Source organism: Bradyrhizobium sp. LeoA1Lang (assembly GCF_055413685.1).
This window is the reverse complement of record NZ_JBVAPG010000134.1, coordinates 1-21,753: the sequence shown is the minus strand read 5'-3', so window position 1 is coordinate 21,753 and position 21,753 is coordinate 1. Positions and strand designations below refer to the sequence as shown.

General features: G+C 63.5%; 15 protein-coding genes and 6 pseudogenes. 14 read left to right on the top strand and 7 right to left on the bottom strand.

The window, feature by feature from the left end:
- Window positions 1–1,078: 1,078 nt before the first annotated feature.
- Both ACZYOF_RS32620 and ACZYOF_RS32615 read right to left on the bottom strand, forming a co-directional pair.
- Window positions 1,079–2,097: pseudogene (locus ACZYOF_RS32620) on the bottom strand (IS110 family RNA-guided transposase).
- 327 nt (window positions 2,098–2,424) lie between these two features.
- Window positions 2,425–3,467, bottom strand: a pseudogene (locus tag ACZYOF_RS32615) (IS110 family RNA-guided transposase).
- 606 nt (window positions 3,468–4,073) lie between these two features.
- Between ACZYOF_RS32615 and ACZYOF_RS32610 the strand changes: the two are divergent.
- From ACZYOF_RS32610 to ACZYOF_RS32580, 7 genes and pseudogenes are all read left to right on the top strand, one after another.
- Window positions 4,074–4,997: a DUF3991 and toprim domain-containing protein gene (locus tag ACZYOF_RS32610; RefSeq protein WP_463718344.1), complete on the top strand. Its 924-nt coding sequence runs from the start codon at window positions 4,074–4,076 to the stop codon at window positions 4,995–4,997.
- Between the two features lie 315 nt (window positions 4,998–5,312).
- Window positions 5,313–5,636, top strand: a complete 324-nt coding sequence (locus ACZYOF_RS32605; RefSeq protein ID WP_463718343.1) for a hypothetical protein — start codon at window positions 5,313–5,315, stop codon at window positions 5,634–5,636.
- 59 nt (window positions 5,637–5,695) lie between these two features.
- Entirely contained in the window at window positions 5,696–5,959 is a 264-nt protein-coding gene (locus ACZYOF_RS32600; protein WP_463718342.1) for a hypothetical protein, read from the top strand.
- Between the two features lie 442 nt (window positions 5,960–6,401).
- On the top strand, window positions 6,402–6,650 hold the full coding sequence (locus tag ACZYOF_RS32595) for a hypothetical protein (RefSeq protein WP_463718341.1): 249 nt from the start codon (window positions 6,402–6,404) through the stop codon (window positions 6,648–6,650).
- Between the two features lie 428 nt (window positions 6,651–7,078).
- Window positions 7,079–7,677, top strand: a pseudogene (locus ACZYOF_RS32590) (DUF1419 domain-containing protein).
- A gap of 11 nt (window positions 7,678–7,688) precedes the next feature.
- The gene (locus ACZYOF_RS32585; RefSeq protein WP_463718340.1) at window positions 7,689–8,087 is read left to right on the top strand and encodes a DUF3085 domain-containing protein; all 399 of its coding nucleotides are present in this window, start codon (window positions 7,689–7,691) and stop codon (window positions 8,085–8,087) included.
- A 93-nt stretch (window positions 8,088–8,180) separates the two neighbouring features.
- Window positions 8,181–11,951: pseudogene (locus ACZYOF_RS32580) on the top strand (helicase-related protein).
- On the opposite strand, the gene ACZYOF_RS32575 reads toward ACZYOF_RS32580, so the two are convergent.
- Genes ACZYOF_RS32575 through ACZYOF_RS32560 form a run of 4 tightly spaced genes read right to left on the bottom strand, consistent with a single transcriptional unit; the run spans window position 11,948 to window position 13,259 of the window.
- A complete protein-coding gene (locus ACZYOF_RS32575) occupies window positions 11,948–12,202 on the bottom strand; it encodes a type II TA system antitoxin MqsA family protein (protein ID WP_463718339.1) in 255 nt (84 codons plus the stop codon). The pseudogene ACZYOF_RS32580 and the gene ACZYOF_RS32575 sit on opposite strands and share 4 nt — an antisense overlap.
- The gene (locus ACZYOF_RS32570) at window positions 12,193–12,342 is read right to left on the bottom strand and encodes a hypothetical protein (RefSeq protein ID WP_463718338.1); all 150 of its coding nucleotides are present in this window, start codon (window positions 12,340–12,342) and stop codon (window positions 12,193–12,195) included. Before ACZYOF_RS32570 ends, ACZYOF_RS32575 begins: the two co-directional genes overlap by 10 nt.
- Before the next feature lie 60 nt (window positions 12,343–12,402).
- Window positions 12,403–12,900 (bottom strand): RES family NAD+ phosphorylase, encoded by a 498-nt coding sequence (locus tag ACZYOF_RS32565; protein WP_463718347.1) that lies wholly within the window; start codon window positions 12,898–12,900, stop codon window positions 12,403–12,405.
- Window positions 12,901–12,908: 8 nt separating this feature from the next.
- Complete coding sequence (locus tag ACZYOF_RS32560; protein ID WP_463718337.1) at window positions 12,909–13,259, bottom strand: antitoxin Xre/MbcA/ParS toxin-binding domain-containing protein; 351 nt, start codon at window positions 13,257–13,259, stop codon at window positions 12,909–12,911.
- A 321-nt stretch (window positions 13,260–13,580) separates the two neighbouring features.
- Here ACZYOF_RS32560 and ACZYOF_RS32555 point away from each other — a divergent pair, with 321 nt between their 5' ends.
- The 7 genes and pseudogenes from ACZYOF_RS32555 (at window position 13,581) to ACZYOF_RS32525 (ending at window position 19,695) form a co-directional block, all read left to right on the top strand.
- Entirely contained in the window at window positions 13,581–15,260 is a 1,680-nt protein-coding gene (locus ACZYOF_RS32555) for a ParB N-terminal domain-containing protein (protein WP_463718336.1), read from the top strand.
- Window positions 15,261–15,353: 93 nt separating this feature from the next.
- Window positions 15,354–15,828: pseudogene (locus tag ACZYOF_RS32550) on the top strand (hypothetical protein).
- Complete coding sequence (locus ACZYOF_RS32545) at window positions 15,825–16,712, top strand: DUF7007 domain-containing protein (protein ID WP_463718335.1); 888 nt, start codon at window positions 15,825–15,827, stop codon at window positions 16,710–16,712. Before ACZYOF_RS32550 ends, ACZYOF_RS32545 begins: the two are co-directional and overlap by 4 nt.
- Window positions 16,709–17,106, top strand: a pseudogene (locus ACZYOF_RS32540) (hypothetical protein). The gene ACZYOF_RS32545 and the pseudogene ACZYOF_RS32540 overlap by 4 nt, the downstream one beginning before the upstream one ends.
- Window positions 17,084–17,680 carry a DUF7673 family protein gene (locus tag ACZYOF_RS32535; RefSeq protein WP_463718334.1) on the top strand — a complete coding sequence of 199 codons (597 nt, stop codon included), beginning with the start codon at window positions 17,084–17,086 and terminating at the stop codon, window positions 17,678–17,680. Before ACZYOF_RS32540 ends, ACZYOF_RS32535 begins: the two are co-directional and overlap by 23 nt.
- A gap of 102 nt (window positions 17,681–17,782) precedes the next feature.
- Window positions 17,783–18,370 (top strand): hypothetical protein, encoded by a 588-nt coding sequence (locus ACZYOF_RS32530; protein WP_463718333.1) that lies wholly within the window; start codon window positions 17,783–17,785, stop codon window positions 18,368–18,370.
- A 398-nt stretch (window positions 18,371–18,768) separates the two neighbouring features.
- Complete coding sequence (locus ACZYOF_RS32525) at window positions 18,769–19,695, top strand: ArdC family protein (protein ID WP_463718346.1); 927 nt, start codon at window positions 18,769–18,771, stop codon at window positions 19,693–19,695.
- A gap of 64 nt (window positions 19,696–19,759) precedes the next feature.
- Here the strand turns inward: ACZYOF_RS32525 and ACZYOF_RS32520 are convergent, their stop codons facing one another.
- On the bottom strand, window positions 19,760–20,977 hold the full coding sequence (locus ACZYOF_RS32520; protein ID WP_463718345.1) for an IS4 family transposase: 1,218 nt from the start codon (window positions 20,975–20,977) through the stop codon (window positions 19,760–19,762).
- Window positions 20,978–21,753: the final 776 nt, after the last annotated feature.

Here is a 21,753-nt window from a genome sequence, read left to right as displayed (position 1 = left end):
ATGCCTATCCTTATCGCCATCCTTACAACTATCTTTTGACATGGTGAACTCGTGACGAAACAATCCACGAGATCTTCCTAGCCGACCAGATCAGCCCTCAGTGCGTGGTCGCCGGATGACGCTCACGACTGATCTCAACGGCAACCTGCGATACAAGCGCGCGCCTTCGGGCGCGCGTTTCCGTTTGGCGGGCTAAACCGGGGGCAGTTCTAGCCTGCACAGCACTCTAATATGGTGAGAGTGCATATCGAGCTGACGTTCGGTTTGGACCATCGCGACTTTCGCGGGCTTGTGGAGGAATGTCTCTTATCCGGACATAGCAGAGGTATTGCTAGGCGGCCCCTCTCTGCCGGTCGGTCACGCTCTACCCGCAAGCATGCGCTTGCGGCCGGAGCCGCGAAGCGTCTCCGCCCTTAGGGTGACGATCATTGCCCCTTAGCGCTTCTGCTTGGTCCGCGCTTCCGTCTGGAGAAGGCCGGAAGCGCGCGCTCAACGATGGGTGATCCGGCAACCGTCGACGGCGAGACTCGGTGCCGAACGGATGTCCGCGCCGACGACTGATCGAACGGCTATTGCCAATATCCTTGCCGCCGTTAACGCATTTCTTGCTTTGACCTCATCTGTGATGCGGGACCAACAGCGGGGGCGAGGCCATGAATCTGCGACCGGGAAAAGAGCGTGCAGGGGGCCGCCAACCAACTGCGCAAGGCCGCCCTCGCTCTCCATGGATGGCTTTCCTGGTCCTCCGCCCTGGCTTTCCACGATCAACCCTCATATGTGGAACGTATATGTATATGGCCCCCGCCCGATTGCAACGGCCGGCTTGATCAGGATCGACGGTCACAACTGCAGACGTATATCCGGCTTCTTGATGCGGCTGGACAACGTCTCCGCCGCGAGCCTCGATGGTTTTCGCCCGCTTCCACCTCAACGGCCCCGAGACATCGGCGTAAGCCGTGCCGGTCCACACATCAGGTTCGGGAAGCGACGGGGTGACCGTTTCGCCATCTCCTGCCATTTGTTGCAATTGCCGGGTGAGACCTCCTTTCCTTGATTGCCGCTTCGCTTCAGGCCGCCTTCACCGACAGCGCCGCTCATAAGCTGCGTCGCCTGTGAGCATAGCCCACACGATCCGCGCATTCTTGTTGGCAAGAGCCACGGCCGCGACATTGGGATGGCGCCGTTGCCGGATTTTGCCGAGCCAGAGGCTTCGCGGATCCTGCTTGCCAGCGGCCCGGCTTAAAGCGGCGCGAGCTCCGTGAATCATCAGCGTCCGCAGGTATCGATCGCCGCGTTTGCTGATGCCGAACAAGCGGGCCCGCCCTCCACTGGATCGCTGCTTCGGCACCAGGCCAAGCCAAGCCGCGAACTGGCGGCCGTTCTTGAAACAGCTTCTATCGCCCACGGCGGCGATCAAGGCTGTTGCCGTCACAGGTCCGACGCCTTCGATTTTGCCGAGCCGCTGGCACTGCTCATTCGTACGGTAGATTTCCCTTATCCGTCGGTCATAGGCTGCAATGCGGGTATCAAGCGCGGACAACTCCTCTTGCAATTCCCTCATGAGCGCTCGGAGCATCTCGCTGAGGCCGTCATTGATGTTCCCTACGATGACAGCGAGGCCGCGCCGCAGCTGCGCGATGTCACGGGCAATGACAATGCCATGCTCGGACAGAAGACCGCGAATCTGGTTGACGAGCCTGACCCGGTCGGCGACCAGGCGTCGGCGAATGCGGTGGACAGCCTGTACCGCCAGCTGATCGGTTGATTTCGGTGGCACAAAGCGCATGGACGGACGGCCGACCGCTTCGCAGATGGCTTCCGCATCGTTCTGGTCGTTCTTGTTTGACTTGACGTATGGCGTCACGAACTGGGGGCGATCAGTCGGACCTGATGGCCAAGCGCCGTGAGCACGCGAGCCCAATAGTGGGCCCCGTTGGAAGCTTCCATGCCGACCAGGCAGGCCGGTAAATTGGCGAAAAAGCCGGCCACCGCATCGCGACGCAACCTCTTTCGTACAACGACCTTCCCGTGGTTGTCGACGCCGTGAACTTCGAAGACATACTTCGCCAGATCTAGACCTATCCGAACGACCTGCATGATATCCTCCTTCACTGCAGTTGACGCTCAAGATTCCACCGCGGCGAGAGCGGGGTCCATACCATTGGCCCGCAGTGCAAGATGTTTTTCAGTCGATTTCCCAACACGAGGACGGTGCGGTCATATGTCCGGCCTGTTTGCGCGGCACTTGACCGCTGGCCTCGATGAAGTCCGCGAAGCAGGTGGCTGAATCAAGGGGGCGCGCTTTGTGCGCGTCGCGGGTTTCGGCCTAGCCTGTCTCGGGATTTCGTCCCGTGGGTTCATCGTCTGCTTTATACACCTCGCTCCTGCCGGCCCTAGCCGGTCAGCTTCTTATGGCGGCCGTGCTCATCTCGTAACGGGTTCCGCCACAACTTGTACGGGATCGCGGTATACGCCCCCTCTATTCAACAGTGCCCAGATTATCCGAGCGATCTTATTGGCCAGCGCAACAGCTACGACCTTGAAGGGCCGTCGCTGGAGCATTTCCTTCAACCATGGCCATGCCTTGTCATGGTACCGCACATGGCGAAGAACGGATGCGGCTCCGGTCGTAAGTAATGAGCGCAACTCCTGATTTCCCATTTTTGAGATCCGCCCCAAGCGCTCTTTGCCGCCACTCGAATGTGCTTTCGGTGTCAGGCCAACCCAGGCTGCAAAGTGGCGACCCGACTTGAAGCCACCGGGATCGGGAACAAAGGCCTTGATGGCCATGGCGATGATAGCTCCAACACCCGGAATCGTGGCAAGGCGGCGCATATCAGCATCTTGCCTGGCCTGGACCACGATTTCACGCTCGAGCTTGCCGATTTGCTCGGCCAGCAGTTCGATCTGTCTTATAATCTCGGTCAGGGCAAAGCGCGCAGCTGGTGGCAGACGAGCATCGCTTTCATCCCGGATGATCTCGCCCAGTCCTTTGACGTTAGATATTCCGACTGGAGCGATAATACCCAGCTCTCCCATATGCGCACGCAGAGCATTGATCGCTTGCGTTCTCTGACGCACGGCAAGGCACGCGTCTTCAGAACCATCGCGGCTGCCTGCTGCTCAGCCGTCTTGACCGGGACGAAGCGCATGGTCTTCCGCGTTACGGCCTCGCCGATCGCTTCTGCGTCGGCGGCATCGGTCTTCCCGCGCTTGACGAATGGCTTCACGTATTGAGGTGGCAACAGTTTGACGTCATGACCTAAAGCCGCGATCTCGCGCGCCCAGTAGTGCGCGCTCGCGCATGCTTCCATTCCGACCAAACATGGCGGCAATTTCTCGAAGAAACGCAAGACATCCGCGCGTCGTAACTTTCGGTTGAACAGCGGTGCGCCGTCAGCGTCGGCGCCATGAACCTGGAAAACCTGCTTGGCCAAATCCAGCCCAATAGTAGTAACATCTTTCACGGAACGGTCCCTCCTTGTGGCGTTTGCAACAACGACCACGATCTTAGCACTCTGATGCTGTTGGAGCGGGCCGTTCCACCTCATCAAGGGGTCGGCTATGCGAGCATGCCGCCGCTGCGCCTTCGGCTGCGCGGTGATCGCGGCCGGTTGAGGACACCGACGGACGCCATCGAGCGGGGATCGGCCTTGCTCAAGATGGAGCCCCTCAAATGTCGCACGATCTTTCCCTCGCCCAGTCCAACGCCTTCGAACTCGCCCGCACCCTGATGGTCCCGGTCACGCGACGGCGCTTACGGCGTGATGCCGAGCGACGAACTCGACGATGCCGATGTCACAGTTGTTCATGAATACGATCCCTACCAGCCCGGCCCGGCTCATTGAGCCGGGTTTTTCCCTTGTGTGCCGCTTGCGAGCGGGCGGCGGCAAGGGAGGCTGCGCCGCGGCTGGCCGACGCGATGACGCCGAGTGCCCCGCATAATTCATCAATTGCCAGCCGCGCCCTTGCCCCCTTCGCTCTTCGCGGCAGGGGCGAGTGGTCCCGCAAGCCGCGGGAAAAGGAAATTCAAGCGGGAAAGGTCCGGCGCGGCGGTGCGCCGGGAAGCGGAGATGGAAAAGAAGGATATCGAAGAACTGAAGAATCGCGTGGCTTGCGCCGCCGTGCTCGAGAAGGCCGGATTTGCGATCGATCTGAAGGAGAGCACGCGCAAAGCCGTCAAATATCGTCGCGGCGGCGACATCATCATCGTGATCCATCAGGGAAGGGGCTGGTTCGACGCACTGTCCGACGCCAGAGGCGACGTCTTCTCGCTGGTGCAGCATCTCGACGGCATCGCGTTTCCCGAGGTGCTGCAGCGAGTCTCCGACCTGGTCGGATTTGTGCCGACCGAACCCGTCTGGACACGAGAATCCCGCGCGCACGATGCTGCTGCGGCTCCTGCTCATCGCTGGCGTGCGCGGCGCAAGCCTTGGCGAGGTTCGCTGACCTGGCGCTATCTGCGCGACGAGCGAGGCATTCCAGAAGCCATCATCCACGCTGCTATCCGGCATGACCGATTGCGCGAAGGCCCTCACGGCAGCATGTGGGCGGCGCATCTCGACATTGACGGCATGGTCACAGGCTGGGAAGAGCGCGGTCCGCAATGGCGCGGCTTCGCCAGCGGCGGCGCCAAGATGCTGTTCTGTTTCGGACCGGCAAGCGCGACCCGGCTCTGCGTCACCGAGGGCGCGATCGACGCCATGAGCTTGGCCGCGATCGAAGACCAGCGGCTGGATACTCTTTATCTGAGCACCGGCGGCGGCTGGGCGCCGGCCACGGTCGCTGCCATCCGAGCGCTGAGCGCGCGGCCGGTCGCGCGGCTCGTTGCGGCGACCGATAACAATCGGCAGGGAGAGGTCTATGCCGATCGCCTCGCGGCCATCGCGCAGGAGGTGGGCTGCGACTATGAGCGCCAGCGGCCCGCGCCGGAGGACTGGAATGAACAGCTGCATCCGAGCAGCAAGAGGAAGAAGGAGGGGGAACGAGTGGACTGAATGGCAGCCGATCCCCGCAGGTTGGGTTCGCGGGACGGAGAAGGAGGATTTCCGGACGATCCAGCGTGATCCTCGGCCGATCGCGTAAAGACGGTCGTCTGGAGGGATCGCCTCGCCTCTCGATTTTCGAAACCGGAGCAGTATCACAGCGTCGAGTGGTCCTCGGCAGACAAGACTGCGATTGCCCGCCTCGAAGCTCAGTATGGATCAGCACCAAGTCGGCTTTAGACGATCAAGGCCGGCAGGCGCTTCGCGCTGATCTTAGACAGGGGATGAGCGGTGAGGTATGCTGCCACCATAAACGGGGATCCAATCATGCGGTGGGGGCGCGGCCTTTTCCGGCTGTGGGTGGTGGTTAGTGTGTTCTGGCTAGTCGCAGCCGGCGCATTCGCCGCGGTCGACTGGCGAGATCATCCGATGCCTATCCCGCCTGAGTTCTGCAGACAGATCGAACCCGATCGCGTTGCTGGCTGCGAGACAGGCCAGACAAGCGGCAGGGAGGAGGTCACCACCCGCAGACAGATCACGGTTGCGATCGTGATTGCGCCGCCGCTGGTGCTGTTGATCATCGGTTTTGCCATGTGGTGGGTGGTGATCGGCTTCCGTCCACGCCAACCGGTGACGAGCGCTCTGCGCTAGGGTGAGCGCGTCGCAATTAAAGAGCCAGGCCCGGGCGCTGGGCGGCGCGGAGGAGACGAATGACCTTCAGTAAACATCAGTTCAGGGTCGAGCTGCGGCGGCTGATCGAAAAGCACATCAGCTCGTCGAGCACGTTCGAAGACTACGTCCTGATCACTGGAGAGCTGGAAGAGGCAATGGATAGGCTCGACCTCGAGTCCGAGAAGTTCCCGGACGATGGCGATCGGCGTCCTGGCCTTCGAGTGCGCCTTGAGCGCCTTCAGATCATCCTTGGTGTATTCCCGCCGCATGACCTGGCCTCTTCTTTTTGGAGTTTGACATAGAATTCCTAATGAATGGACGAAAGCGCGGCCCCGGTCGAAGTGTCTGAGCTTTGGCCGAGGCCGCCGACATATCACGCGAGCTGGTATTGACCAGCCTGCGGCTCACGTTCCGCAAACGTGGCCTGCAAATTACCGTGTTGACAATCACGATTCGCCGCGGGCGCTTCGCGCCAAGTGTGAGCTGATGGGAGCTGAACGTGGTCCTCAATCGAGAACTTTCAGGTAAGAACTTCGACGCCTGATAGATCGGGCCCATCGAGCCAGTTCAAGGACTACGTCGAGATCATCCAGGAAATGGACTGCGGGCGGGATCGGCTTGGAGCTGAGGGTGATTGGAGCCGAGGGTGACAAGGCCGGCGGTTTCTCGCCAGTGGATATGAATGAGGTCGAGCGGTAGATGAACTCATCAGGTGATCCAATCTTCGGCCGGAAGCCACCATCCGTGCGGCGATCCGATATAACCAATTGCGCGAAGGCCGCCACGCAGCACGTGGTGGCGCATGTCGACGGCAACGGCCTCGTCACCGGCTGGAAGAGCGCGGGCCGGAATGGCGAGGCTTCGCCAGCAGCGGTCGGCAAGGTGCTGTTTCGCCTCGGACCGGCCGATGCCGGCCGGCTCTGCATCACGGAAGCCGCGATCGACGCGATGAGCCTCGCCGCGATCGAAGCCCAGCAGCCCGATAGTCTCTAGCTCAGCACGAGAGGCCGCTGGTCGCTGGCGACGGTCGCCGCCATTCGAGCGCTGAGCGCGCGGTCAGGTGCTCGGCTGGTCGCCGACGGACAACAATCGGCAGGTGGAGGTCTATGCCGAGCGCTCGTCGTCGCAGCCGACTTCCTGCGCGATGGCGGCGAGCCGGCCCGCCGGCCGCGTCAAGGGTGAAGCTTCGCCCGCGTGCCGCGGCCCTTGACCCGGCCGGTCGGAGAGGCGGCCGCGGGGGAGGGGTCAGGAAGGGCTGAAGACGATGGCGGAATCGGCTATGGCCTGCCGCAGAGGATTGGAACGAACAGCTACATCGCGGCAGCAAGATGAAGATGGAGAGGAGGGAAAGGAAAAACCCGGCTGCCGCATCGGAAGGATGAGCCGCGCTTCAGCCCGACGAGGCTGAAAGGAGCCCGCTCATGACCCTCTCTCCGATCCGCAAGGTGTATCAGGGGATCGCCGACCGCCGGCAAATGTTCCGCATGTTCGATCGCCGCAGCGGCCGAACCGCTCCGAGAATGACGACAGCGTTCTCTATCGCGGCGAATGGTTCGAGATCAGCCAGGCCGACCACGACCATATGTTCGAGATCCTGCCGCCGCTCTGGATGAAGGCTGAGATGTTCGCGTTGCGCGAATTCCTCACCAGCAGCATCACCGGCGAGTTCTTCGCGCTGAGGATCGACGGCCAGCCACGCTACTTCCATGGCTATTGCGATCTCTCGGATCGCGGCTCGCCGGATCGGATGCGCGCCGCGATCATCGAACGGGAATCGCGGCCCCTGAAGGCAATGACGCGGGACGAGCGGCTCGAGCACATCTGGTCGAGCACGCATGACGATTATCGCGGCTATGCCGGAGAACGCTGGGCCGAGCATCTGCGCGGCGAGCGCACGGTGCTGATCTACGGCGGCCAGCGCGGCACGGTGCTGAAGCTGCTCGACCAGCTGACCGACGCGGAGATCGCCGTGAAACTGCCGGTGCATCTGCGCTACCTGCCTGACGCGATCGCGGCGTAAGGGAGGTGGTCATGTTCACGTTTCCCATCCCCGCCGTCCGCACGGTTATCGAACGCGGAAAATCCGACGCCGCCGCCAATGGCGGGTTCCGCAATCCCTATTACGGCCAAAAGCCTGGTGAGGGCGAGAAACCCGGCCTTTGGCTCGTCGGTGACAACGGCGTCTACATCATGTCGAACGGCAAGCTCAGCGATGGCGCTCGCCCGCTTGTGGTCTATTCCGAGGAATGCCATCCGGTCGGCAATCCGGACTGGTTCGACTACAAGCGTCGCCATTTCGGCGGCGATGACGGCATCGAATTCATCGAAGCCGAGCGGCTCATCCCTCTCATCAATCGTGATTTTCGCTACACGCATCTGCGGGTGCAGCTGAGCGAGACAGACATCTCGCTGTCGCTCATCGTGCGCTAGCGCCTCCCATCCCCAATCCACCGTGACCATCCGCACCCGCCGAGGAAGCTCGGCGGGACGACGGCACGTGCCCTCATCACAAGGAGACTTCCAATGGCGCAAGACGATCCCTTCACCCTCGACCTTTTTGGCAACACGGCGCTGTCGTCCGACCTCGGCCTCGGCGTCACCGCTTTCGCCGGCGGCGGTCCCGCCGAGCCGGACGATGACGACGATCCCGATCCATCGACGCCGGCCCCCGCGCCCCGGGGCGCGGCGGCCGCGGTTTCCGTGTCATCCGCTCGCCGCACGCGCGGCGCGAATTTCCTTCTCGCCGGCGACCGCGCCCTGGCGAAGGGCTGGAAGGATCGCGCCCGCGATAACATCGCAGCGATCCGGCTCGCCGCCGGGATCGAAGCCGAGGAGCGACCGGCTACGCCTGAGGAGCAGGAGCAGCTGATCCGCTTCACCGGATTCGGCGCATCCGAGCTCGCCAACTCCGTGTTCCGGCGCCCGGGCGAGGCCGAGTTTCGCAAGGGGTGGGAGGCGATCGGATCGGACCTTGAGGATGCGGTCGGCGATCTCGATCACGCCTCGCTCGCGCGCTGTACCCAGTACGCGCATTTCACGCCGGAGTTCATCGTCCGTGCGATCTGGGCAGGCCTACAGCGTCTGGGCTGGCGCGGCGGCCGCGTGCTTGAGCCCGGCATCGGCACGGGCCTGTTTCCGGCGCTGATGCCGGAGGGAGTTCGCGAGGCCTCGCATGTCACCGGGATCGAGCTCGATCCGGTCACGGCACGCGTGGTGCGCCTGTTGCAGCCGCGGGCGCGCATCATCGCCGGCGATTTCGCGCGCACGGAGCTGCCGGCGAGCTTCGATCTCGCCATCGGCAATCCGCCGTTTTCCGACCGCACGGTGCGCTCGGATCGTGCGTATAGAGCGATGGGTCTGCGCTTGCACGACTACTTCATCGCGCGGGCGATCGATTTGCTGAAGCCCGGCGCGCTCGCCGCCTTCGTGACCAGTTCGGGCACGATGGACAAGGCGGACGTCTCGGCGCGGGGGCATATCGCCAAGACCGCTGACCTCGTCGCCGCCATTCGGCTGCCCGAGGGCAGCTTCCGCGCTAGTGCCGGCACCGACGTCGTTGTCGACATCCTCTTTTTCCGGAAGAGGAAGATCGGCGATCCCGAGGGCGATCGGTCCTGGCTCGATGTCAATGAAGTCCGGCCTGCGACGGAGGATGAGGGCGCCATCCGCGTGAACCGCTGGTTCGCTGACCATCCGCAGTCAGTGCTCGGCACCCACGGGCTCGTCTCCGGTCCCTTCGGCGAAACCTACACATGCTCTCCCCGCGCAGGCGACCGCGAAGCCCGGCCCGATCTTCACCGAGCGCGTGATCTCGCCGCCGGCGCCGCCGGTGATCACCAGCGCGGCCGACGCGCTTGCCGTGGTGCTCAATGAGCGTGGTCGGGTCGACGTCGAGCACATCGCAGAGCTCTTGCATCGTGGCGCCCAGGACGTCGTCGCCGAACTCGGCAGCGCCATCTTCCGCGATCCCGCGGACGGATCGTGGCAGACGGCGGACGCTTATCTGTCGGGCCATGTCCGCGACAAGCTGAAGGTGGCGGAAGCGGCGGCCGCGCTCGATCCTACCTATGAGCGCAACGTCACGGCGCTGCAGGGCGTTCAGCCTGCTGATCTCAGCCCCTCCGATATCACCGCGCGGCTCGGCGCGCCCTGGATTCCGGCCGCCGATATCGTCGCCTTCGTCAAGGAGACGATGGACGCCGAGATCAAGATCCATCACATGCCCGAACTGGCCTCCTGGACCGTGGAGGCGCGTCAGCTCGGATGGATGGCAGCCGGCACCTCGGAATGGGGAACGGACCGCCGCCATGCCGGCGAGTTGCTCGCCGATGCGCTCAACAGCCGGGTCCCGCAGATCTTCGACATCGTCAAAGAGGAGATGAGCGAGCGGCACCTTGAAGGGTGTCGATCCGAACGGCTCGCAGCGCGCCTGGGACCTTTATGTGAAGTCGCGCTTCATCGAGACGAAGAATCCCGGCCGGGCGCTGGGTGCTCGCCTCCGGCACGCCGATCACCAACACGCTCGGCGAGATGTTCTCCGTGCAGCGCTATCTCGGCTACGCCGAGCTCCGCGATCGCGGCCTGCACGAGTTCGACGCCTGGGCCTCGACCTTCGGCGATGTCTCGACCGAGCTCGAGCTGCAGCCCTCCGGCAAATACAAGCCGGTCACCCGCTTCGCCACCTTTGTCAACGTGCCGGAGCTGATCGCCATGTTCCGCTCCTTCGCCGACGTGGTGATGCCGGACGATCTGCGCCAATATGTGAAGGTGCCGACACTCTCGACCGGCCGGCGCCAGATCCTGACGTCCAAGCCGACGGCCGCCTTCAGGCGCTATCAGGTCCTCCTCGACCAGCGCATCAAGGCGATCGAGATGCGTGATCGGCCGCCGGAGCCGGGCGATGACATCCTGCTTTCCGTCATCACCGACGGTCGCCACGCCGCGATCGACCTGCGGCTTGTCGATCCCGACAATGATAGTGAGCCCGACAACAAGCTCAACAACCTGATCGCGAATGCCTTCCGCATCTGGGAGGAGACCGCGGAAAACCCCTATGTGCGCCCGGACGGCAAGCCGTTCGAGCGTCCCGGCGCCACGCAGATGATCTTCTCCGATCTCGGCACGATCAGTGTCGAGAAAAGCCGCGGCTTCTCGGCGTACCGCTGGATTCGCGACGAGCTCATCCGCATGGGCGTGCCCGCCTCGGAAATCGCCTTTATGCAGGACCACAAGAAGTCCGAGGCCAAGCAGCGCCTGTTCGGCGATGTGCGCGCCGGGAAAGTCCGTTTCCTGATCGGCTCCTCCGACACAATGGGCACCGGGGTCAATGCGCAGTTGCGCCTCAAGGCCCTGCATCATCTCGATGTGCCCTGGTTGCCCTCCCAGATCGAGCAGCGCGAAGGTCGCATCGTGCGGCAGGGCAACCAGCAGGACGAGGTCGATGTTTTCGCCTACGCAACCGAGGGCTCGCTCGATGCGACCATGTGGCAGAACAATGAGCGCAAGGCCCGCTTCATTGCGGCCGCGCTCTCGGGCGATACCTCGATTCGGCGGCTCGAAGATTTGGGCGAGGGGCAGGCGAACCAGTTCGCCATGGCCAAGGCGATCGCATCCGGCGACCAGCGCCTGATGCAGAAGGCGGGGTTAGAGGCCGACATCGCGCGGCTGGAGCGCTTGCGCGCCGCTCATGTCGATGATCAGCATGCCGTGCGCCGTCAGATGCGCGATGCCGAGCGCGAGATCGAATTCTCGACCCGGCGCATCGCGCAGATCGGACAAGACATCGAACGCCTTGTGCCGACGACGGGCGAGGCCTTTGCGATGCGCATGAATGGCAGGCCCTATACCGAGCGCAAGGAGGCCGGCCGCGCGCTGATGCAGGAGATCCTGACCCTCGTCCAGCTTCAGCAGGACGGCAAGAGCGTCATCGCCTCGATCGGCGGCTTCGACCTCCAATATGCGGGCGAGCGTTTCGGGCGCGACGGCTATCGCTACACCACCATGCTGTTGCGGACCGCCGCCGAATACGAGATCGAGCTGCCGGTTACAGTGACGCCGCTTGGCGCAGTCTCCCGCCTGGAGCACGCGGTCGATGATTTCGAGGGAGAACGGGAACGCTTTCGGCAGCGTCTCGCCGATGCGCGGCGGCGCCTTGCGTCCTATCAGTCCCGCGAAGGCGGCGCCTTTGCCTTCGCCGACGATCTCGCCGAGAAGCGCCGGCAACTCGTCGAGGTCGAGAACGCGCTCTCCTCGGACATCGAAGGGGCAGACGAAGTGAGGGCAATCGCGGCTTAGGCGTTCTCGCGCAATTCCTCGATCAGTTCGGGATGCTGATCGAGGAGCCGCAACAACTGGCTGGTCGGTCCGCTCGGCTCGACCAGACCCCGCTCATATTTGTCGAAGGCGGTCTCCCCGACCTTGAGCAGACCGCCTGCCTCGCGCTGCGACAGCTTCAGTTTCTCGCGCACCCTTCTGATCGTGGCGGGCGAAGGAATCCCTTCGATCTCTTCCTTTAAGGCCCGCAGTGCCGCATCGGTCACGGCCATGTCGTCTCCGACATGGACGCCATCGTCGCCGTTGTCGGATAATAGCTCGGCAGCTCGACCGTGATGCTCTTGCCCTTGTAGGCGACGATGAACGGACGAACGCCGCGGCGCAGCGTCTCGCCGGTCTCCGGAGAGACCACGTGTCGGTTAGGTCCGTCTTCGATACCGCCATGGTCATTCTCCTAGGACAATTTGATCCGCTAGCGCGAGAGGCGGTTCTCGTCATCGATCAGCACCAGTCGGGCTGGGGCATCCGCGCCCCATCGCCACAGCACGAGGTTCAAATCCTCGGCGGTCGCGCCCGGCGCAAAGCTTCGCACTAGCAAAGCATCATAGCGTGCCTTAATGAGCCGACGGGCGAAGGCTTGCGTCTTCGCCTCTCCGGTTGCCTTCATCTGGTCGCGCCATGTCGTATCCGCGAGCGCGGCGGCATCCATGTCATATTTCAACAGCGCGCGGTCGTCGCGGCTATCGAACACGCGCTCGATGTCGGCATCATATGACACGAGCGTCGTCGGTTGCAGGTTGCCGACCTGGTTGGCTTCTCGCAAGGCCGTCATAATCGACGAGGACGTGTAGAGCGCCGGCATGCCCTTTGGATTGAAGCGACCGCCGTAGAGCTCCGCACCCCGGCCCGACAACGGTTCACGCGCGTAGATTGGATTCAGCGCCCGGTAGAGCTTCCCCTCAAACCGGATCGCCACGGTTAAGCGTGAACGCCGGCATCGACTGCGTCGATATAGTCGAGCACCTCATCGGTACGTCCGCTGCGCACCAGCTGCATGGCTGTCTGGCCGGAAAATCCCGTCAGCGGCTCCGAGCGATACCAGGCATAAGCCATCAATGCCGAACCGAAGCGCGGCTCGACCTTGTTGATGACCTCGATCATCTCGCGCAGTCGCCGTTGGGTCTTGTCCGACTGGATGCGATCTCGGCGCTGGATCGCGTCCTTGCCCAAGCCGGCCGTGCGCGCGATTTCCTCGCTCGTGGTCCGAAAGGCTTCCGCAATCCGGCGCGGCGCGAAAATACCGTTGTCAGCATATTGGGCAAGGCCCATGGCTCAGTCCTCCTTGCTTTTGTGCCAATGATCTTGACGCAATATAGCGTCAGAATGGGCGGAATTCAATAGAAGGGTGGAGGGAGAAGAAAGGAGCGGCTCGCAGAGCGGGCGGGCCGCTGGCGCTGAAGCTCAACCGCCGCCTGCGCGATCCCGACCCGTCGTCCTGCGCAGGGCTTTGGCCCTGCTGGTCCGGCCGGGCAGGGATGCTCGGCCGCAGTTGCACCGGCCCGCCCGCTCCGCGGGGCCAGGGGATGTCTTCGGAAAGAAGACGAGAAAGGCCGGCCGTGCCGGTCCGCAACCCCAAAAAGGAGCATTCCCATGCGTCTCATCAAGGTAGATCCGCGCGTGCTGAAGGAGAACCCCGACCGCCTGCGTCAGACGAAATCCACGCCGCAGGCCGCCGCGCTGCTGCTGGCGACGATCAAGGCTGTCGGCATCGTGCAGCCGCCCGTCATCACGTCAGAGGCCGGCGGCAGCAACGCCTACATCATCAATGCCGGGCATCGCCGCGTGAAACAGGCGATTGCCGCTGGTCTCGACGAGATCGACGTCATCGTCGACGAAGCGGCGAACGACAATGGCGCCATGCGCTCGATGGTCGAGAGCATCGCTTTCGAACCGCTCAATGCCGTCGATCAGTGGCGTGCGATCGAGCGCCTCGTCGCGCTCGGCTGGACCGAGGAGGCGATCGGCGTCGCGCTTGCGCTTCCCGTGCGTCAGATCAGGAAGCTGCGCCTGCTCGCGAATGTGCTGTCCGCCATGCTCGACCACATGGCCAAGGGCGATATGCCGAACGAGCAGCAGCTTCGCACCATCGCCGCCGCCTCGCTCGACGAGCAGAAGGAGGTCTGGAAGAAGCATAAGCCATCCAAGGCGGACCCGCAGGTGTCTTGGTGGAGCGTCGCGCAAGGCCTCCAGAAGACGCGCATGCATGCACGGCACGCCAGCTTCGGTGACGATCTCGCGCAGGCTTACGGAATCCAGTGGGTCGAGGACCTGTTTGCTCCGGCCGACGAGGACAGCCGCTACACCACTGACGTCGAGGCCTTTCTCGGCGCGCAGCAGGAGTGGATGGCGAACAACCTGCCGAAGAAGGGCGTCATCGCTGAGACCACGAACTGGGGAGAGGTGAAGCTGCCGGCGAAGGCCGAACGGGTCCACGGCAAGCCGACGAAGTCGGATTGCACCGCCTTGTATCTCGACCGCGAGGGCCGCGTGCAGACGGTGCATTACCGCATGCCCGAGGCGAAGAAGCCGAAGCGCAAGACTGCGCCGGACGCGGTCAGCGCTCCGGACGACGTCGGCGCAGTTTCCAAGGCTCGTCCCGATGTGACGCGCAAGGGCGTCGAGATGATCGGCGACTACCGGACGGATGCGCTGCGCGAAGCGCTCGGCCGCACACCGATCGAGGATGACACGCTGATGGCGCTGCTGATCCTTGCCTTCGCCGGCCACAACGTCTCCGTCACGACGGGAAGCGTCGGTTTCCATAACGGCCATAGCCGCCTGGCCAAGCACACGGCGGTGCTGGTCGACAGCGAAGGCACACTCGCCTTCGACATGGACACGCTGCGCGTTGCAGCGCGCGCCATGCTCATCGACGTGTTCTCGTGCCGCGAGAACGCCACCAACAGCGGCATCGTTGCCTGTATTGCCGGCGCGACGATCGGCGCGGACGAGTTCTTGCCCAACATGGGCACCGAGGACTTTCTGTCGTGCCTGTCGCGCCCCGCGCTCGAGGCGTCGTGCAAGGACACGCCGGTCCTTCCGCGCCTGCGTGCGAAGGACACCCGCGCCGCGCTCGGCGAGCACTTCAAGGAGGGACGCTTCGTCCACTCCGCGGCGCTCTTCGCACCGGACGCGACGAAGCTTTCCGAATGGCTGTCGTCAAGCACGACCGTCTCGGACGATGCCGACGAGGTCGATGAGGAAACCGCGGGCATCGCCGATGACCCGGCCCGGGATGACGCCGAGGCGTTCAGGGAGGCGGCCGAATAACCGCCCGCCGCCTTCCTGTTCCGAACCATCTGCCGCCGCCGGCCATGCCGGCGGCGGTTCTGTTTCCACATCCGTGCAAACACGGAGGACACCATGTCCGCGCACTCGATCTTAAAACGCTCCAATCGGCTCAATGGTCGCCTGGTCTGACGGCACGCCGAAGCCGCCGTCTCGCTTCAGAAAGAAACTTGCAGCCTGGCAGACCAAAAACAGCCGGGGCCGACTGATCCGGAAGCAGGGTGAGCGAGGTGTCGGCAACATCTCGCTCTCGGCGTCTTTCACGCTGCATGAGGGAGACTATGGCGCCGGCGGCGTCATCGCGATCTGCGTGCATCGGACGTTCTCGGTCGATTCGAAGCTCAACTTCACCATCGTCGAACGTCCGGCCATTGGGTCAGTCCGCGTGTTCGACCGTGCTGGTGACGGCGCCGAGCTCGTCTATCTCGCGACCAACGAGGCCGATGCGAAGGAGTGGCTGACGCGCCACGGCTATCCAAACGCGGTGCGCGAGGAGGTGACGACCGACGAGGTCGGGGCTGACCTCATTGAGGGGAGGACTGCGGCATGATTCCGTCTTCTCCCACTTGCATAGACAGGCATGCCCCCGGATTTCCGGGGGGTTCTTTTGGACGTAGCGCCGACGGTCTTCTCGTCGCGCTCGTTGGCGACACGGCCTTCGCGATGGCGCCCGGCCGCGACGGCCGGCATTATCTCGCCACAGCTTGGCGCATTCCTCGACCAATGGGCGAATGGACGCGCAGCGACTTCTATGGCCAATCCGGCGTGCTTGCCGATGAAGCGGCATTCCATGCCCGCGTTCTCGAAAACGCCGAGCACCAGCACGAGCGCAAAATGCTTGGCCGCGTCGAGGTGTTTTCGCGTGCCCACACGCCCTGGGGCGCCTCGCAGGGCGCGACGCTCTATGCCGAAGGCGTCGAACGACACTCGACGGCCGGACATGGAGGCTTCAAGCTCTCGGCCGAGGTAAACCGCAAGGTCCATCCCACGCTGCGATCGATGGGCGGCTGGTATGAGGAAGATTCGGAATGGGCGATCGTTGCGATCACCTTTCCGCATCTCTTCACGGCGTTCGAGCGCCGCTGCGCCGAACGCAGGCTCAAGGATTCATGGCCGGACGCCTGGGAGACGATGTTCGGCACTGTGCTCGCACCGGGAGAGTCCTATGAGAAGGATCGTCGCAGTTTCGAGCTGGCGCATGCCGACGACTGGATCGTCATCTCGGCGATCACCTCAAGTCGCTGCGAAGGCTTCGTGGAGTGCGTTGCAACGCCCGGCCGCAGGCGCGGAGCTGGAACGGAGGAGCGGCGCTTCCTCGTTCCATCCTCCGAATATGAGGTCAGACGCTTTGGCTTCGTGATCGACCCGAACCGGCACCAGATCTATGGCGGGCCATCGGACTTCGTCGGCTGGCAGACCGGGAGGGTAACATGAGCCTATCCCCGGATCGCCTGGCACCCCTTCACCGCATGCAGGAGGCGCGGCGGGAGATTCAGCGCCAGCTCGACTTGATCGACCGCCAGATCACGCGGCGGATGACGGCGCTGATCCCGCAGCTGAAGCCGAAATGCGCCGGTTATCGGCGGGGCAGGGCGCCGGACCCGAGTGCCTTCCTCGAGCGGTATCGCTCGCATCTTTCGCAATCACTGCGGAACGCCAGCCGGAGATCGACGCACTGTCCCGCAAGCTCGTGCAGCAGGATGCCGCCATCGCGGCGTACTGTGCTCGCAACGGCCTTCCCTCCGATTGGCTTGGCGCTCGCGGCCCGCGCAATCGGGCCGGCCTTGCTGTGCGATCGCGCAGCCATGGGGATGGCGACCATGGATGACAACGCGCGCGCAGCGTTCGAACGACTCTGCATCGCCAAGTGTAGCACCGGCCAGTCGCGCCGCGTCGCGAACTTCATCCTGGCCTGGCGACACGCCGGCAGCCTCGGCGGATTTGACGTGTCCGACGTCTTCGCTGTGGATCGCGATAGGCCCGTGACATGGCAACGCTCGTGCACCGCCTCGCCGGTTCTCCAGTCGCGAACATCCGGATGCCTACTGCGCCGAGATCGAGGAGCTCATAAGGCTCTGGCGGGTCTGGACGCGCGCAGTCGGAATCGCCTGACATCAAGGAAGCTGTCCCGTCGTTCTCGACCTGGGGCAACGCACGAGTTCGCGGTAAGTCATGGCGATCCTTGCCCGCCCGGTTTTCTCTTCATCGTTCCGGGCCGCCGGATCTCCCCTCGGGTTTGTCGCGCTCGTAAACCGGCGGCCGGGCGCTTCAAGGCCGCTATCGCGCCGCGTTGCGGCCGGGACCGCCGATCTCGGCAAAGCGGGTCCGCGTCCCGCGCGAGGGCTGAAAGCCCTGCTTGTCCGCAAACCCGCTCCGCTCGATCCGGCAGCCCCGGACCCTGAAGCGCCCGTCGTTCCGCCGGTTTTTCTCGATCGCACCCGAAGGGAGGACCGGCATGAGCCGGCCCAAGCCTTCAGGGAGAAACCGAAGGAAAGTATGTTCCCATGACCAAGACTGCTCGCACCCCCCGCCAGCCTGCCAAGGTCGTCCTGCTTCGTAAAAGCACCACCCTCGAAATGGTCAGGCTCGCCTGCCCCGACGCCGCCCAGGCCGCCCTCATCTCCGAGAGCTTCGGCCTTCCCGTTCTCGACAGCGACGGCATCCGCGATCTCCATGAGCGCATGATCGTCGAGACGGCCGCGAGCCTCAGCGAAGGCCTTGGCGAGCGCGCGATGCAGATCCATCTCCAGCGGATCGTCGGTGCCTATGTCGGCTCCGCCCACGGCGCGGGTCAGTTCTACAGCCGCGCGGTGACAGAAGCCCGCGACGCGACGGCGAAGGCCGCCAACGACGCTCGTGGCGAGGACCTCGACGGTCCGGTCGGCTTCGACAGCACCGCGCAGCGCAAGCGCGAGTTTGCCGCCGACATGGCCATCCAGTCGCACGCGCTGCGCATGGCGGCCGAAGGCGCCGTCGCAGCCTACGAGCAGGTCGTCGGCGAGCGCTGGAAGCCCTTCGAGCGCCCGGTCGATAATCCCGGGCAGACCGTCGATCGCAAGGCGGCCGAGCTGCAGATGGCGGCGTTCAGTTGAGCCGCACCGGGCGAGGCTTCGGCCTCGCCCGATTTTCGTTTCGCCATTCAGGGCCGATCCATCCGAGGACCGACCCTTCGTCATGTCGCTATCGCGTGCCGCCTGGCACGCGGACTCAAGGGAAATATCTGTGCATCGTCGTTCCACGGATCGAACACTATCGCTCCAGCCATGCCGGGAAGAAGGCAGGGGCGGAAGCGGCAGAGTGAAGGAAGGTGAGGGGAGCTCATCGCACCCCGTCCCGCTGTCGGTCTTGCCGGGGCCGGCGGCCGGCGCAACGGCTTCGCCGCCCTCCACTTCGTTTCGGCCCTTGGGTGCGCCAGCCCCCTGAATTCCCCGGCTTCGGACCGCCGTGACGGGCCGCGATGGGCGCGGCCTCCCAACGGAGGTTCAGGAAAATGAGTGGGAAGAAAGAAGGCGGCCGCGCCGACATCTATGCGCGGATCACCGAACGCATCATCGCCGATCTGGAGAAGGGCGTGCGCCCTTGGGTGCAGCCCTGGAGCGCCGGCAATGCGACCGGCCGGATCACCCGACCGTTGCGCCACAATGGCGAGCCTTACACGGGCATGAACGTGTTGCTGTTGTGGTCGGAAGGACTGGCGCGCGGTTTCACCTCATCGATCTGGATGACCTTCAAGCAGTCGATCGAACTCGGCGGCCATGTTCGCAAGGGCGAGTCAGGATCAACCGTCATCTATGCAAGCCGGTTTACGAAAACCGAGACGGATGAACACGGCGGTGAAGTCGAGCGGGATATTCCGTTCCTCAAGACCTACAACGTCTTCAACGTCGAACAGATCGAAGGTCTGCCGGAACACTTTTATCACCGGCCGACGCCGATCCTCGATCCCATCGCGCGGATCGAGCACGCGGATCGTTTCTTCGCCAACACCGGCTCCGTAATCCGGCATGGCGGCTCGCGAGCGTTCTATTCGCCATCGAGCGATCACATTCAAATGCCAATTTTCGCGAGCTTCCGTGATGCCGCGTCATACGTGGCGGTGCTGAGCCATGAACATATTCATTGGACGGCGGATGCCCGTCGCGTCGGCCGCGATCTCAGCCGCTACGCGAAAGATCGCAGCGAGGCGGCGCGCGAAGAACTTGTCGCTGAAATTGGATCCGCGCTCGTCTGCGCCGACCTTGCCATTGTGCCCGAGCTCGAACCGAGACCCGATCATGCGGCTTATGTGGCAAGTTGGGTCTCCGTTCTTTCTAACGATCGGCGTGCAATCTTCTCTGCTGCGGCCCATGCGCAGCGCGCGGTTGCGTATCTGCACAGCCTTCAGCCGAAGGCCGAAAGCGAGCGGGAGGCCGCCTGATGTTTCATGCTCCGTGCGTGCGAGGGGTGGGCGTCGTGCCCTCCCCGATTGTCCTCTATCCGATTCACACATTTTTGAGCCTCAAAGTGGTGCCGTATTTGATGCGACGGAAGGCTTCGAGGCCCAGGCGCATCACCTTTGGACCAGGCTTTCCATAGTAGGCGGTCCATCCTCCAAGCCGAGCAATGACCCACGCAGCGAAGGCGAGAGTGCCTTTTGGATGCGGGTTCTTTTGCTTCACAGTGGCCCCCTCGAGTTGAGAAGAGAGGGCTTCCAGCACAGGCTGGTCATCCGGCTCGAAGGCCTCGGTCAGTTCTTCCTCGGTCGTGCCGTCACGGGCGCGAACCAGTTGCATGATCGTGACCGTCGCTACGGTAGCTGCGGCGACGAACTTGATCATGACCTCGGGTTCGCCAATGTCGGCTTCCTCGATATCAAAACCGGCGGATTTGAGCGTGCGGAAGAACTCCTCGATGGTCCAACGCCTGCGATAGAGGTCGACGATCCGACGTGCTTGTTTCGGGCTTCTTACGACATGCGTGGTGAGAAGCCGCCAATGGATCGGCTCGCCGTCATGGGTCGATGACACCTCCCGAACGTCCACCATGGTCAGGCGGATCATGTCGGGCAGATCTGGGGCAGGGCTGGGATGGGGCCAGCATAGCATGATCGGCGAGAAGCGCAAGGCAAGCTCGGCTATCCGCTCCTTGCGGCCCGGCGCCGCAGGAATCGTCACGCTGAACCGGGCGGCTTCCGGCAAGCCATCAACAAATGCAAACTGCTTCGCAAAAGCTCCGGACTTCAGTTTGATCTTCCGATTCCAGTTTGCCCTGACAAGCAACTCCACATTCGCCGGACGTCGCGCGAAATGCTCGTAGATGTCGCTTTCCCGGTCGGAGATCACGGTGATGCTTTGCGCGGTCGATAAGGCCGCGCTGGCTTGAACCGTCGCGGACAGCCAACGCTGGGACTCCTTGTCTGGTGTTGCTCGCGATCGCCGGGGCGTCACCTTGCCCTTGTCCCGATTCCAGACCCGCGCATCGACAAGACCCAGTAACGCATCAGTGCCGGCATCGAGTGCGAGCGCCGCATGCAAAAGCAGGCCCCGTGTTCCGCCGCCTTTGCCGACAGGTCCATAACCGTTGGCTTTGGCGCGCCGTCCGCCAAGGATCAGTTCGCTGGTATCCTGAACCACGATGATCTCGCGACCGGCAACACGTTCCGCCGTGCGCGAAGCCGCATGGCTCGCCATCTCTGCGACACTCACCCGATCATTGCGCAGAAAACGCGTGAAGCGGACCTCCTACGCTCGGCTCCCTGCAAGGCGTCGAATGCACGAACCAGGCCGTCGAACGAGCGCCGCATGCAATGCGGCCCCCCTTTTTCCAGGCGACGATCGCCAAATCGCCCCAGCCCCAGCCCCACCTCCATCGACATACGACCGCTCTCCACAAGACCGCCTCCCGCCAGGGAATCAGTCTTCGCCGATCTTCGCAACAAAGATGTGTGCATTAGATAGCCGATTGTCCTGTGCGCGATTTCCCTCCACGCGGTCGTGTACTCCACCATGCTTGTGGCGCTCGTTGCGCATGGCGTCTTTGTAGGTCGCAAGTGACGTTCGAAAAGGAAGAAGGCCCCGCCTTGCGGCGGAGCCCCCTCGCGGGCCGTTCGCGATAGCGTTGTGGCAGATCGCTTGCAATGGCGCTTCCGCAGTCGATCGGCAGCATGGATCTGGTGCGGCGAGGTTGCATCCGCATGACAAGCACGACGGCAGGCTCGTTGATGATCTTGCGGCAACGACCTCCGCAGATGTGCCGAGATTGCTCACAGCGGCGATCCCTCACGCGGAGAGCGCGCGGCTCCGAAGTGGCCTGGTTGAGGAAAACCACGTCTTGTGGCCTGTGCTCGTTGCCTCGAGATCCGAATGGCCAGGGCGCCTGTCTTCATTCCACGTGTTTTCGCGACGGGCACACCCATCTGCGTCCTCGATAGAGGCTGGTCTGACCGAAGGCCGATCCCGCTACGCGGGCTCTCGATCTTGTCCCCGCAACGTCCGTC

Coding starts and splice junctions, on each gene's coding strand:
- ACZYOF_RS32560 (WP_463718337.1), bottom strand. CDS start 13,259: ATGGGCCTTGCCCAATATGCTGACAACGGTATTTTCGCGCCGCGCCGG.
- ACZYOF_RS32555 (WP_463718336.1), top strand. CDS start 13,581: ATGCGTCTCATCAAGGTAGATCCGCGCGTGCTGAAGGAGAACCCCGAC.
- ACZYOF_RS32610 (WP_463718344.1), top strand. CDS start 4,074: ATGGAAAAGAAGGATATCGAAGAACTGAAGAATCGCGTGGCTTGCGCC.
- ACZYOF_RS32530 (WP_463718333.1), top strand. CDS start 17,783: ATGACCAAGACTGCTCGCACCCCCCGCCAGCCTGCCAAGGTCGTCCTG.
- ACZYOF_RS32605 (WP_463718343.1), top strand. CDS start 5,313: ATGCGGTGGGGGCGCGGCCTTTTCCGGCTGTGGGTGGTGGTTAGTGTG.
- ACZYOF_RS32575 (WP_463718339.1), bottom strand. CDS start 12,202: ATGGCCGTGACCGATGCGGCACTGCGGGCCTTAAAGGAAGAGATCGAA.
- ACZYOF_RS32600 (WP_463718342.1), top strand. CDS start 5,696: ATGACCTTCAGTAAACATCAGTTCAGGGTCGAGCTGCGGCGGCTGATC.
- ACZYOF_RS32525 (WP_463718346.1), top strand. CDS start 18,769: ATGAGTGGGAAGAAAGAAGGCGGCCGCGCCGACATCTATGCGCGGATC.
- ACZYOF_RS32535 (WP_463718334.1), top strand. CDS start 17,084: ATGGGGATGGCGACCATGGATGACAACGCGCGCGCAGCGTTCGAACGA.
- ACZYOF_RS32585 (WP_463718340.1), top strand. CDS start 7,689: ATGTTCACGTTTCCCATCCCCGCCGTCCGCACGGTTATCGAACGCGGA.
- ACZYOF_RS32545 (WP_463718335.1), top strand. CDS start 15,825: ATGATTCCGTCTTCTCCCACTTGCATAGACAGGCATGCCCCCGGATTT.